The organism is Microbacterium esteraromaticum (genome assembly GCF_900163815.1).
In the GTDB taxonomy this organism is placed as follows: domain Bacteria; phylum Actinomycetota; class Actinomycetes; order Actinomycetales; family Microbacteriaceae; genus Microbacterium; species Microbacterium esteraromaticum_B.
Genome location: NZ_FUKO01000034.1, coordinates 41,244 through 53,814 on the forward strand (window position 1 = coordinate 41,244; position 12,571 = coordinate 53,814).

11 protein-coding genes and 1 pseudogene are annotated in these 12,571 nt (G+C 66.5%); 1 reads left to right on the forward strand and 11 read right to left on the reverse strand.

What is annotated here, in order from left to right; translation table 11 throughout:
- Positions 1–202: 202 nt before the first annotated feature.
- The 10 genes from FM104_RS13530 to FM104_RS13580 all read right to left on the reverse strand — a co-directional run bounded on the left by FM104_RS13530 (position 203) and on the right by FM104_RS13580 (position 10,074).
- A complete protein-coding gene (locus FM104_RS13530) occupies positions 203–1,915 on the reverse strand; it encodes an FAD-dependent oxidoreductase (RefSeq protein WP_087132764.1) in 1,713 nt (570 codons plus the stop codon).
- Positions 1,912–2,097, reverse strand: a complete 186-nt coding sequence (locus tag FM104_RS13535; RefSeq protein ID WP_245642855.1) for a UBP-type zinc finger domain-containing protein — start codon at positions 2,095–2,097, stop codon at positions 1,912–1,914. Before FM104_RS13535 ends, FM104_RS13530 begins: the two co-directional genes overlap by 4 nt.
- A 93-nt stretch (positions 2,098–2,190) precedes the next feature.
- Complete coding sequence (gene trxA / locus FM104_RS13540; RefSeq protein WP_218778583.1) at positions 2,191–2,616, reverse strand: thioredoxin; 426 nt, start codon at positions 2,614–2,616, stop codon at positions 2,191–2,193.
- Entirely contained in the window at positions 2,613–5,240 is a 2,628-nt protein-coding gene (gene clpB, locus FM104_RS13545; RefSeq protein WP_087132766.1) for an ATP-dependent chaperone ClpB, read from the reverse strand. Before clpB ends, trxA begins: the two co-directional genes overlap by 4 nt.
- On the reverse strand, positions 5,231–5,542 hold the full coding sequence (locus tag FM104_RS13550; RefSeq protein WP_087132767.1) for a chaperone modulator CbpM: 312 nt from the start codon (positions 5,540–5,542) through the stop codon (positions 5,231–5,233). Before FM104_RS13550 ends, clpB begins: the two co-directional genes overlap by 10 nt.
- Positions 5,539–6,426 (reverse strand): DnaJ C-terminal domain-containing protein, encoded by an 888-nt coding sequence (locus FM104_RS13555; RefSeq protein ID WP_087132768.1) that lies wholly within the window; start codon positions 6,424–6,426, stop codon positions 5,539–5,541. The genes FM104_RS13550 and FM104_RS13555 overlap by 4 nt, the downstream gene beginning before the upstream one ends.
- Positions 6,427–6,429: 3 nt before the next feature.
- Entirely contained in the window at positions 6,430–6,969 is a 540-nt protein-coding gene (locus FM104_RS13560; RefSeq protein ID WP_087132769.1) for a nucleotide exchange factor GrpE, read from the reverse strand.
- An 18-nt stretch (positions 6,970–6,987) separates the two neighbouring features.
- The gene (gene dnaK / locus FM104_RS13565; RefSeq protein ID WP_087132770.1) at positions 6,988–8,853 is read right to left on the reverse strand and encodes a molecular chaperone DnaK; all 1,866 of its coding nucleotides are present in this window, start codon (positions 8,851–8,853) and stop codon (positions 6,988–6,990) included.
- A 35-nt stretch (positions 8,854–8,888) separates the two neighbouring features.
- The gene (locus FM104_RS13570) at positions 8,889–9,320 is read right to left on the reverse strand and encodes an Hsp20/alpha crystallin family protein (RefSeq protein WP_179206808.1); all 432 of its coding nucleotides are present in this window, start codon (positions 9,318–9,320) and stop codon (positions 8,889–8,891) included.
- A 469-nt stretch (positions 9,321–9,789) separates the two neighbouring features.
- The gene (locus FM104_RS13580; protein ID WP_172664066.1) at positions 9,790–10,074 is read right to left on the reverse strand and encodes a hypothetical protein; all 285 of its coding nucleotides are present in this window, start codon (positions 10,072–10,074) and stop codon (positions 9,790–9,792) included.
- A 293-nt stretch (positions 10,075–10,367) separates the two neighbouring features.
- Here FM104_RS13580 and FM104_RS13585 point away from each other — a divergent pair.
- A pseudogene (locus FM104_RS13585) lies at positions 10,368–10,637 on the forward strand (hypothetical protein); the annotation flags it as partial.
- Between the two features lie 22 nt (positions 10,638–10,659).
- On the opposite strand, the gene FM104_RS13590 reads toward FM104_RS13585, so the two are convergent.
- Complete coding sequence (locus FM104_RS13590; RefSeq protein ID WP_087132773.1) at positions 10,660–12,537, reverse strand: heavy metal translocating P-type ATPase; 1,878 nt, start codon at positions 12,535–12,537, stop codon at positions 10,660–10,662.
- Positions 12,538–12,571 lie beyond the last annotated feature (34 nt).

Consider the following 12,571-nt stretch of genomic DNA (forward strand, 5'->3'; position numbering starts at 1 on the left):
GTGCAGCAGCAGCACTGTCGGGCCTCGCCGCGTTCCTCGGCGATGTGCAGCACCGGCATGCGGCGAAACCACCTCATCCGACGCAACGTCGAGCGGATCTCGCCCGCTACGCCCGCATGGGCCACCGGAGGATCCGCGGGTTCTCCCACGGCTGCCGGGTTCGGGGCGGCGTGCGGCGTCCGGTGTCCCTGGATGTCGGAGCTCATGCGCACACCCGACTGTGACGACCCTCGTTCAGGTACTCGTGGATCTGCCGGACCACACTGGCGCCCTCACCCACAGCCGAGGTCATTCGCCTCACAGACCCGTGCCGCACATCGCCGATAGCGAAGACCCCGGGGATGGTGGTCTCCAAAGAGAAGCGGGGGCTTCCTTCCGTCCGCACGCCGGCCAGCTCCGCCTCCGCGCCGGTGAGGATGTACCCGTCGGGATCGCGTGCCACATCGACCTTCAATCCCGTCGTCGCCGGAGCGGCGCCGACGAAGACGAACATGTGCTCCACGCGGAGCTTCTCCAGCACGTCACCGTGACGGACTGTGACCGCTTCCAGATGGTTGTCGCCGTGCGCTTCCACGACCTCCGAGGACAGCATCACATTGATACGGGGGTGATGTTGGATCTGGTCCACCAGGTATCTGGACATTCCCGCTCCCAGGTCCGCGGCGCGTACCACAAGGTGCACACGGGAGGACGTGCGGGCAAGAAACAGCGCGGCCTGGCCGGCCGAGTTGCCGCCGCCGACAACAGCGACAGGTATGTCTACGCACATCCGCGCTTCCTGCGCTGTTGCCGCGTAGAACACGTTCGAGGTCTGGAACCGGTCCAGCCCCGCGGCCGGAAGCGAGCGGTATCGCACCCCGGTGGCAAGGACCACCACATCTGAGGTGACCTCCCTGCCATCTTCGAAGATCACCCGGAAGCGGTCCTCATCCTCCACGACCTCCCGGACCGTGGTCGGGATGTCCAACGTGGCACCGAACTTGCGCACTTGCAGGAGGCTGCGGTCGGCGAGCTCAGTGCCGGAGATTCCGGCGGGAAACCCCAGATAGTTCTCGATCTTCGCTGACGTTCCCGCCTGCCCGCCGGTGGCGACCGCGTCGCACAGGTAGACCGACAACCCATCGGAGGCTGCGTACACCGCCGCGGCAAGACCAGCCGGCCCAGCGCCGACGACCACCACATCGCAGGTGGCCGGTGGGGCGGGCGGGCGCATCCCCAACTCGTCGGCAAGCCGTGCCGGGGTGGCACCCAGGACGGTGCGCGAGCCGCCGAGGATCACCAGCGGGAAGTCGGCGACGGTGGCGCCGAGCTGACGGACCAGCCCCTCCGAATTCTCGTCCTCATCTAGGTCCACCAGCCGGTGGGGCAGCCGGTTTCGTGCGATGAAGTCCAGCAGATCCCGGGTCTGCGGGGAGAAGCAGGAGCCGACGACCCGCAGGCCCGCTCCCGCCCCGATGGCCAGGGAGCGGCGGATGAGGTAGGCCCGCAGGATGATCTCACCCAACAGCGGGTCCGAGGTGACGATGGCCTCCAGCTCATCGACGGGCACCTCCACCACCTCGGCGGCGCCGATGGCGGAGACGACCACGAAAGACGGCTGTCCTTCCAGTAACCCGACATCCCCCACGAACCGGCCGCGGCCGTGCACCCCGACCGCCAACGACTCATCGGATTGACGCGGATCCGCCGCAAGCTCGGTGTCCGCCGTCAGCAGGTGCCCTTCCAGGACGACATAGAGGGAGGACGGGTGCTCGCCGGGCTGGATGAGAACCTCCCCGTCGGTGAGTGTGCGGCGCTGCCCTCGTACGAGCAGCACCGCGATCTGCTCGTCGCTGAGCCGCGGGAAGGCGCCGATGGTGTCAGGCGTCTCGGCCTGAGCGACCTGGCGGCGGTTGGCGGCGGGCGTGTCACTCATAGGTACGCTTCGTCCACGTAGCACCAGCTCCAGTTCTCCCCCAGCTCCAGCGACCGCACGATGGGGTGCCCCGCCGTGAGCGCATGCGTGCGGGCGTGCCGCATCGGGGAGGAGTCGCAGCACCCGACCTTCCCGCAGGTGCGGCACATCCGCAGGTGCAGCCAGGGCGTGCCGGCCGCCACGCAGTCCTCACATGACCCGGGTGTCCGGGGACGGACCGGGCGGATGAGCGCGACGTGTAGGTCGACATATCTTATGGGGCAGCGCCGGCCGAGTCAGCCTTCTTCTGCAGCGCCTCGTCCACCCAGCGCAACGTCCGGCGGGGCGGCTCCGGATTGGCGGGAGAGCACGTTCCCTTGGTTGAGGATGAGCAGAGTCGGCACCGCCTGGACGGAGAACTTGCGGGCCGTCTCCGGGGCGGCGTCCACGTCCACTTTCACCAGCTTGAGCTTGCCGGCACGTTCCGTGGCGACCTTCTCGAGGGCGGGGCTGACCATTCGGCACGGTCCGCACCAGGTCGCCCACAAGTCCACGAGCACCACTTGCGGGGCCTGCTCGACCACCTCGGCGAAGTCCGCATCGCCCGCATCGACGATCCACGGCACGGCGCTCTTGCAGACGCCGCAGCGCGGGTACCCCGACGCGGCGGCGGGGACACGGTTCTTCTTCCCGCAGTTGGGGCAGGTCACAATCGCGCTCACGCCGTGTCCTCCTCTTCGGCGGGCGCTGCGATGTTGAAGACGAGGTCGCCGTCCTGCACGTCCAGCGTGACCGTCGACCCGTCCACCAGCTGCCCGCTCAGCAGCGCACGACCCAGTCGGGTCTCGATCTCATGGCTGATGTAGCGTCGCAGCGGACGCGCACCGTACACGGGGTCGTAGCCGCGGTCAGCGATGAGCTGGCGTGCCGCGGGCGTCAGCTCGATGCGGATCTGACGCTCGGCCAGCCGGGAGCGCAGGTCGGTGAACTGCAGCTCCACAATGTCCTGGATCTGTTCACGACCCAGCGGCGAGAACACCACGATGTCGTCCACCCGGTTGAGGAACTCGGGACGGAAGTGGGCGCGCAACTCACCGAGCACCTTGTTTCGCACGTCGTCGGGGATCGCGCCGCCATCGGAGCCCAACAGGTGATGGGCACCGATGTTGGAGGTCATGATGACGATGGTGTTGCGGAAGTCGACGGTGCGTCCCTGGCTGTCGGTGATGCGGCCGTCGTCGAGGACCTGCAGCAGCGTGTTGAAAACGTCCGGGTGCGCTTTCTCGATCTCGTCGAAAAGGACCACGCTGTACGGGTGGCGGCGCACCGCCTCGGTCAGCTGCCCTCCCTCGTCGTACCCGACATACCCGGGAGGTGCACCGACGAGCCGGCTGACGGTGTGACGTTCCTGGTATTCGCTCATGTCCAGCCGGACCATTGCCGACTCGCTGTCGAACAGTGCTTGCGCGAGCGCTTTGGCCAGTTCGGTCTTTCCCACTCCGGTGGGGCCGAGGAAGATGAACGAGCCGATGGGTCGGCGCGGGTCGCGGATGCCGGAGCGGGCACGGATAATCGCGTCGCTGACGAGCGTGATGGCCTCATCCTGACCGACCACCCGCTCCTTGAGGGTGGCGTCCAGGGTGAGGATCTTGTTGCGTTCACCTTCCTGCAGCCGGGCCACGGGGATACCCGTCCACGCTGCGACGATCTCGGCGATCTCGTCCTCGGTGACCACCTCCCGCAGCAGCCTCTGCCGGCCTTGTTTGGAGGCGAGACGCTCCTCCTCGGCGTGCAGGCGTCGTTCCGCGTCAGCGATAGCCCCGTACCGCAGTTCAGCGGCACGGTTGAGGTCGTAGGAGCGCTCAGCTTCCTCCGCCTCCCGCCGCAGCCGCTCCAGCTCACCGCGCAGCTCCTGGACCTTGCGGATCGCTTGACGCTCCGCCTCCCACTGGGCGCGCTTGGAGTCCGCCTCCGCCTTCAGGTCGGTCAGTTCCCGGCGCAGCTCCTCCAGCCGTTTCTTGCTGGCAGTGTCCGTTTCCTTCGACAGCGCCGCTTCCTCGATCTCCAGGCGGGTCACCCGCCGGGTCAGCTCGTCGAGCTCAGCGGGCATTGAGTCGATCTCGGTTCGCAATCGCGCGCAGGCTTCGTCGATGAGGTCGATGGCCTTGTCGGGCAGGAACCGGTCGGAGATGTACCGGTGGGACAGCACGGCGGCCGCGACCAGTGCGCTGTCCTGGATGCGGACACCGTGGAAGATCTCCAGTCGTTCGCGCAGGCCGCGGAGGATGGAGATCGCGTCCTCCACGTCAGGCTCCTCGACCATCACCGTCTGGAACCGGCGTTCCAGGGCAGCGTCCTTCTCGATGTGCTTGCGGTACTCATCGAGGGTGGTGGCACCGATGAGGTGCAGCTCCCCGCGGGCGAGCATCGGCTTGAGCATGTTGCCGGCGTCCATCGCCCCTTCGGTGGCTCCCGCCCCCACCAGGGTGTGCAACTCGTCGATGAACAGCAGGATGCGTCCCTCCCCTGCCTTCACCTCCGCCAGGACTGCCTTCATTCGCTCCTCGAACTCGCCCCGGTACTTCGCGCCGGCGACCAGGGCAGACAGGTCCAGCGAGAACACGGTCTTGTCACGAAGGCCCTCGGGCACGTCCTCACGCAAGATCCGCTGGGCAAGGCCTTCCACGATGGCGGTCTTTCCGACACCGGGCTCGCCGATGAGGACGGGGTTGTTCTTGGTCTTGCGGGAGAGGATCTGGATGACCCGGCGGATCTCCGCATCACGCCCGATGACCGGGTCAAGCTTGCCCAACCGGGCGTCAGCGACCAGGTCACGGCCGTACTTCTCCAACGCCTCGTACGTCTGCTCGGGGGTGGCGGAGTTGACATGCTGGTTGCCGCGGATCTTGGTGAGCGCGCTGAGGAAGCTCTCCCGGGTGACACCGTGCCCGCGCAGCACGCGGGACGCGGCACGGTTGGAGGAGTCGTCGGCGAGGGCCAGAACGAGATGCTCCACGGAGATGTAGGAGTCTTTCAGCCGCTTTGCCTCCCGCTCCGCCCGTTCCAGGGTGGAGGTGAGGCTGCGGCTCAGATACACCTGACCGGTCTGCGGGGAGGACCCGGAGACGCTGGGCTTGCGGGCGATCTCCGCTTCGACGTCGGCGCGTACCGCTTCCACGTCAGCACCCGCTGTCTGCAGCAGTCGGGGAACCAGCCCCTCCTCCTGCTGCAGCAGTGCGAGCAGGAGATGCTCCTCATCCGTCTCGATCTGACCGGCCAGGACCGCGATGCTCTGGGCCGAGGTGAGCGCTTCCTGCGACTTCTGAGTGAGTGAGTTCATGTCCATGGGGTGTCTCCTTCAAGTCGGATGGTCCGGTGCTGCTCGAGCTGCTCGATGCGGGCGAGCAGGTCGAGCACGAGTGCGATGCCGGCGTAGTTCACGGCAAGATCGGAGTGCAGACGCACGATGGTGTGCACGCGGGCGGGGACGGTACCGGCGAACCACAGCCGGCCGCTGGTGTCGACGTGGGCGGTGACCAGCCCCAGCTCGACGAACTTCCGCAGCGTATCCGGGTGGATACCTGCGGCCACCGCGGTCGCCGCCAGGTCGGCCCGGGCGACACGGACGGGCAGGTGATGTGAGGTCATGATCCTCTCCTGGCATCAAACGACGATTCGTCGCGGAGCTGTTCGAACAGCTCCTTCTCCTTCTTGCTGAGAGTGCGCGGAACGACGACCTTCACCCGCGCATACAGGTCTCCCGGCTGTCCTCTGCGGGGCATCCCCTGCCCGCGCAGGCGGAGCCGCCTGCCAGTGGACGAGCCGGGCGGAACGTGCACGGTGACCGGGCCGCCGGGGGTGGGCACGCTGACATCCGCGCCCAGCGCCGCCTCCCACGGTGAGATGGGAAGATCCGTTTCGATGTCCGCGCCGCTGAGCCGGTACCGCTTACTGTCCTTCACGCGCAGCGTGACCAGCAGGTCCCCGTCCTGTCCGTCGGCGCCCGCTCCGCCTGCGCCCGAGATCCGCAGCCGCTGCCCGTCGACAGCGCCCGCTGGGATGTCGATGGTGTACTCCTGCGCGCCGCCGTACGGGGACGCGACCTGCACGGTGCGCCGCCCGCCCCGGTAGGCCTCCTCGACGGTGATCTCCAGCTCCGCGGTGTGGTCGGCGCCGCGACCGAAACCACCGAAGCCGCCCCCGAAGAGGTCCTCCCAGTTCGAGCTCTGCGCGCCGCCCCCGCTCCACGTGTATCGGGTGCCCCCGCTGCGGCGCGGCTGCTCGGAGGAGCGAGCCGCGTCCGCGGCGGCGTACTGCCGGAAGTTCTCACCGAACCGGTCGTACTGTGAGCGGGTTTCCGGGTCCGACAGCACATCGTGGGCTTCACTGATCCGTTTGAAGGTCTCCTCCGCCCCCGGGGTCTTGTTGACGTCCGGGTGGAACTTGCGGGCCTTCTCCCGGTAGGCGCGGCGGATCTCCTTCTGATCCGCCGACCGGGAGACCCCGAGCGCGCTGTAAAGATCCTCCGCCATCTCCTACTCCTCGTCCGGCCTGCGGGTGACCACAACCGCAGCCGGTCGCAGCATCCGCTCAGGCGTTCCGAACCCGGGGCGAGTGACGGCGAGGATGCTGCGCGGCGGGACGCTGGCATCCTCGACCACCGAGACCGCCTCGTGCAGCTGCGGGTCGAACTCCGCACCGTCGATGACAATCTCGGGGTACCCGAGTGCGCGCAACGCGTCAGCGGCCTGCGCCCGGATGGCCTGCATGCCACCCAGAACGCCCTCGTCAAGGTCCACCCCGAAGCTGAGCGCCCGGTCCAGCCCGTCGACGACGGGCAAGAAGGCTTTGGCGGTGTGCCGCCGCTCCTGCTCGCGGACGGTCTGGATCTCGCGCGCCATCCGTTTGCGGAGGTTGTCGTAGTCCGCCGCCGCCCGGCGCCACCGGTCCTCGGCCGTCTCCAACTGGGCGGCGACCGCTGCTTGCGCGGCGCGGATCTCCTCCGGGGACACGTCGGTGAGGTCGTCGTTCAGCAGGTCCACGGCCCGCGTGTCCTCGTTCTGCTCCTCGACCATCGCGATCCTCCCTCCGTGCTACTTGTCGAATTCGGCGTCGACGACGTCGTCTTCGTCGTCCTGAGCGGGCTGCTCAGCGTGGCTGGCGTTCGCGCGGGCCGCAGCAAGGGACTGCGCAACCTGCAGTAGCTCGCCGGTGCGCTCTTTCGCTTCCTGCTCGCCGACGTTGTTCTGCACTGCCTCGCGGGCCTGCGTGATGAGCAGCTCCGCGCGGGCACGCTCGTGCTCCGGTGCAGCGTCGCCGAGCTCACGCAGTACCCGCTCGACCTGGTAGGCGGCGGAGTCCAGCTCGTTGCGGGCGTCCACGGCCTGGCGCAGCGCCTGGTCGTCAGCACGGTGCTGCTCGGCTTCCTTGATCATCCGGTCGATCTCGCCCTGGTCCAGATTCGAGGTGTCGCTGATGGTGATGCCCTGCTCGGTGCCGGTGTCCTTGTCCTTCGCCGTCACGTGCAGGATGCCGTTCGCGTCGATGTCGAAGGTGACCTCCACCTGCGCTTCACCGCGAGGAGCGGGGCGGATGCCGGTGAGCTGGAACCGGCCCAGCACCCGGTTGTCTGCGGCGTTCTCCCGCTCGCCCTGCAGGACGACGATCTCCACCGACGGCTGGTTGTCTTCGGCCGTGGAGAACACCTCGCTGCGTCGGGCGGGGATGGTGGTGTTGCGTTCGATGATCTTCGTCATCACGCCACCGCGGGTCTCCACACCCAGCGACAGCGGGGTGACATCCAGCAGCAGCACGTCGTCGACGTCGCCCTTGAGGACGCCCGCCTGGATGGCGGCGCCCACAGCGACCACCTCATCGGGGTTCACCGTCATGTTCGGCTCCTTGCCGCCGGTGAGCCGCTTGACGAGCGCTTGGACAGCGGGGATGCGGGTGGAACCGCCCACGAGGATGACCTCGTCGATATCGTTCTCGCTGACCTTCGCGTCGGCCATCGCCTGACGCACCGGACCGAGGCACCGCTCAACGAGGTCAGCGGTGAGGTCTTCGAACTTGGACCGCTTCACGGTCATGGTGAGGTGCCTGGGTCCGCTGGCGTCGGCGGTGATGAAGGGCAGGCTGACCTGGGTCTGGGACACCGAGCTGAGCTCGACCTTCGCCTTCTCGGCCGCCTCGAACAGTCGCTGCAGCGCCTGCGGGTCGTTGCGCAGGTCGATGCCGTTCTCGTTCTTGAACTCGTCGGCAAAGTAGTCCACCAGCCGGCGGTCGAAGTCGTCGCCGCCCAGGTGGGTGTCACCCGCGGTAGATCGCACTTCGACGACCCCGTCGCCCACGTCGAGGAGGCTGACATCGAACGTGCCGCCACCGAGGTCGAACACCAGGATGGTCTCGTGGTTCTTCTTGTCCATTCCGTACGCCAGTGCGGCGGCGGTGGGCTCGTTGATGATGCGCAGCACCTCGAGCCCGGCGATGCGTCCGGCGTCCTTGGTCGCGGTGCGTTGGGCGTCGTTGAAGTAGGCGGGAACGGTGATGACGGCCTCGGTCACCTTCTCACCGAGGAACTTGCTGGCGTCGTCGACGAGCTTGCGCAGCACCTGGGCGCTGATCTCCTCCGGCGCGTACTGCTTGCCGCGGATGTTGAACCGTGCTTCGCCGTTGGGGCCTTCCACGACGTCGAAGCCGACGGCGTTGGCTTCCTCCTTGATCTCGTCGAAGGACCGGCCGATGAACCGCTTGGCGGACGAGATGGTGCCCTTCGGGTTGAGGATGCTCTGCCGGCGGGCAAGCTGCCCCACCAGCCGTTCACCGTCCTCGGTGAAAGCGACCACCGACGGGGTAGTGCGGGCTCCCTCCGCGTTCGGGATGACCTTCTCCTCGCCGGCCTCCCAGACGGCGATAACGGAGTTCGTGGTTCCCAGATCGATTCCTACTGCCTTGGCCATGATGATTGTTCCATTCTTGTAGCGTGAGACACGTTTCAGGGGTCGTCAAAGAGCGCGCCAGGATCGGCGCAGGCGCAGGGCTGAGTGCCCAGAGTCAGGAAGCAGGCTGCTTCAGGGGGATCTTTCCGGACTGCGGGCTGCTCGATGGGCATCACCACCCGCAGGACGCCCAGGTCGCAGCTGGCGGTGACGCTGTCGCTGTCGATGCCGGGCGCCAGTCCCAGCAGCCGCATGAATTGCCCGTGGGGGCCGTTCGGCGGTGAACCACTTCGCGCCGGCGGTCGCGGACTGGGCCGCTGACCGCGCGGACGGTGAGCGGCTGGCCGCCCACCCAGCTCGATGGACTCCGAGTCGATGCCTGGCAGGTTCGCCTCAGGAACGTACTCGTCGCCCTCTCGGGACAGATCGACCGACATCGAGCGCGGATCCATCTGCTGAGCGATGCGCAGGTCCGCACATGAGGTCACCATCTCACCACCCCCCCTTTACGCGGAGTCGCTATAACTCCACTGCCGATGTTTGTTCGACGGTCGGAGGTGTAGAACCCACCCGGACCATGTGGTCCAAGCAGAAGCGCGAACGCGCGGTAGAGCTGCGTCGTTCTGGTACCAGACTGGACCCCACGTGGGCGTTTCGCAAGTGATTCGCCTGACGAACGGAGCCTGATCCGCTTTCCAGACCCGCGCGTCCACAGGGCTCAGCCCCACCACCGCGCCGTCGCGCTCAGCGAGCCAAAGCGTCTCGACTGCTCCGAGCCTGGACAAGATGCGTCCTGTCACCGGGTCATTGGGTTCGATGAGCATGGACAGCACCATCCTCGCGGTGCGCTCGTCATTCGCGACCTCACTCACGCTGGTCGTCATCGGTTCCTCTCGGCGCTCGTTACCGACGAGGTGCGCCGAGCGCTACCGACGGATCAGCAACTCGGAACCGCAGCTACGAGTCATCGCTCGCCTCGTCCACGATGAGTCCAGCCTCGACCAGTGCAGCCCGCACGGCCTTACGGTCCACGCCCATCCGGCGACCGATGGCCCGCATCGAGACGCCCGCTCGGGTGAGCCGCACGGCCTCGGCCTTCTCGTCGATCCCCAGCCTTGGTCGGCGGCTCGGCACGTTGCGGCGACGCAGATGGGAGAACACGGTGGCGCGGTGAATGCCGTACCTCTCAGCGAGCGCCTTGACGCTCATCCCGGCCAGGTAGTCGCCGACGAGGGCGTCCACCTCGGAGTCGGTCAGAAAAGTTTGAGCCGTCTCGACAGTGCTCGCAACAGGGCCACGATCATCCTTCGGAGCGGTATCCTGGGGACGTCGAGAGACCTCGTAGACCCCACGCTCTAGGCGGTTGACCAGGGTTTTTGTCTTGGGGGCGGAGTTGCCGAACGTACTACTCAGGCACGCTGGGCGACCAGATGGAAGCCGGCGCTGAACGCGTTCGCGATCGCATTCGAAGGACGAATCAACTAATGAACGCCAGGCCAGATCCACCGTTTATCGGACACACCCGGTCAGCCCAGGCGGCGGGGTACAACCTGATTTCGGTGCCGCTTGCCGCCGGTGTGCTCGCCCGCGTCGGGTTCGTGCTGCCGATGTCGGTCGGAGCGATTCTGATGTCGCTGTCGACGATCGTCGTGGCGCTGAATGCCCACGATGATCACCTGAAGCACTGTGTGCTCGATGCCGCCAAGCTTAGCGACGTGCTCGATGCCGCCAAGCTTAGCGACGAGGCCGCCCACGAGAAGATTCAGGAGGCCACTGCCGCGGTCAACCGGCTGATCCGATCGTGACTGTGTGAGTCGGCCTCGCGGGTTAGCCTACCGGCACTTCCCGCCGAGCAGGGCTCTCGCGCCGCGCACCCCGGTGCGCTCGGAGCGCGCGGAGCGCCGACAGAATGGCCACAAGGTCAACAATCTCTTGCAGCAGCGCTCCCACCACCGCCGGCAAATAGCCGAATGCGGCGACGAGCATCAAACCGACTGAGATGATGATGCCCATCCAGATCGACTGCAGGGCGATCTGCACCGTGCGCCGCGAGACATAGGCCACATCTGCCACTCGCGCGATGTCGTTCGAGGTGATCACCGCCGCTGCTGACTCGCTCGCGACCGTTGCACCCCTGCCCGCCATCGCAACACCGACATCGGCGGCCGCCAGCACCGGGGCATCATTGATCCCATCGCCGACCATGAGTACGGGTCTCGGCCGCATCGCCTGCACAATCCGCACCTTGGTCTGGGGAGTGGTCTCAGCGTGCACCGTCTGAATGTCAACCGCGTGTGCGACAGACTCCGCGGTCGACGTGATATCACCGGTCACCATCGCGATCTCGGCTACGCCTGCTCGGCGAAGACGGGACACCGTGTCTGCAGACTGCTCACGAATCGGGTCGGACAAGATGATCACTCCGGCGAGCTCGTCACCGACCGATACGTAGACGGCCGTCTCCCCAGCTGAGAGTACGGGTCGATCGATCGGCCCGGTCACCTCTTCGATAAATGAGGGCTTGCCCACTCGCACCGAAGTGCCGTCTGCCAGGGAGGCGAGGACACCGTTTGTTGCCACCTCGTCGACCGTCACCACTTCGGGAAGCTCAAGTTGCTGTGTGCGTGCCGATGCCACGATCGGATCGGCGAACACGTGCACGGAGTACTGCTCGGCGGCGGCCGCGAGCTGCAGCGTCTCGTCTACGGTGCGAGCAGCAGGGTGAATCTCGACGACGTCGGCTTTACCTTCGGTCAAGGTGCCGGTCTTGTCGAATGCGACTGCACGGACCCGGGCGAGCACCTCTAACACGCCACCGTCTTTGATGATGACGTTGAGCTTTGCCGCGGAACTCATCCCGCCCATAAACGCGACCGGGGTGGCGATGAGCAGCGGGCACGGCGTCGCCACGACGAGCACCTCGGCAAACCGCACCGGATCCCCGCTGAGAAACCACGCGAAGCCTGCAATCAGCAATGACACAATGGTGAACGGCACCGCATAACGGTCGGCGAGTCGCACCATCGGTGCCCGAGAGTCCACGGCCTCCTCGACCAACCGTACGATCGAGGCGTAGTTCGAATCGGCTGCCACCTTCTGCGCGCGCATCGTGAAGCTCGTCGTGCTGTTGACCGTTCCAGAAAGCAGTGGGTCGCCCGCGTGGTAGTTCACCGGGATCGGTTCACCGGTCACGGATGATTCATCAATCGTCGCGTGATCCGATAGGAGCACCCCGTCGACGGGGAGGATCTCTGAGGAGCGCACCAGCAGTTCGTCGCCGACTTTCACCTCTTCGATCGCGATGCGTTCGACCTCACCTGTTACCGGGTGAATTCGACCCGCGAATGCTGGGGCTCGGCTCAACAGTTGGTCGAGTTCTCGGCTCGCGCGGCGAGCGGCGAGGTCTTCGAGTGCCTCCCCTCCGGTCAGCATCAACGCGATGATGAGCCCCGCGACATATTCCTGTACGGCGAGTGTCGCGATCATGGCGATGACCGCAAGAATGTCGAGCCCCCAATGCCCGCGCATCAAATCTTTGAACATGTCGATCGCGGTGATCACGATCACGATACCGAGCACCAAGTATGCGGTGACCCCGAGAGCCATCTCTGCGCCGGTCAGCCAGAGCATAACCCCGGTCGCCAAACCGACGAGCACGAACATCATGAGCTTGCGGTTGCGAAGAAATTCCACCGTCGATGACATTGCGTGTGACGCTTCCGAGGTACGTGGGGCGATG

What these genes read in the sequence shown, in the direction of transcription:
- dnaK (WP_087132770.1), bottom strand. Translation starts at nt 8,853, where the DNA reads ATGGCCAAGGCAGTAGGAATCGATCTGGGAACCACGAACTCCGTTATC.
- FM104_RS13550 (WP_087132767.1), bottom strand. Translation starts at nt 5,542, where the DNA reads ATGACCTCACATCACCTGCCCGTCCGTGTCGCCCGGGCCGACCTGGCG.
- FM104_RS13560 (WP_087132769.1), bottom strand. Translation starts at nt 6,969, where the DNA reads ATGGTCGAGGAGCAGAACGAGGACACGCGGGCCGTGGACCTGCTGAAC.
- clpB (WP_087132766.1), bottom strand. Translation starts at nt 5,240, where the DNA reads ATGGACATGAACTCACTCACTCAGAAGTCGCAGGAAGCGCTCACCTCG.
- FM104_RS13590 (WP_087132773.1), bottom strand. Translation starts at nt 12,537, where the DNA reads ATGTCATCGACGGTGGAATTTCTTCGCAACCGCAAGCTCATGATGTTC.
- FM104_RS13555 (WP_087132768.1), bottom strand. Translation starts at nt 6,426, where the DNA reads ATGGCGGAGGATCTTTACAGCGCGCTCGGGGTCTCCCGGTCGGCGGAT.
- FM104_RS13530 (WP_087132764.1), bottom strand. Translation starts at nt 1,915, where the DNA reads ATGAGTGACACGCCCGCCGCCAACCGCCGCCAGGTCGCTCAGGCCGAG.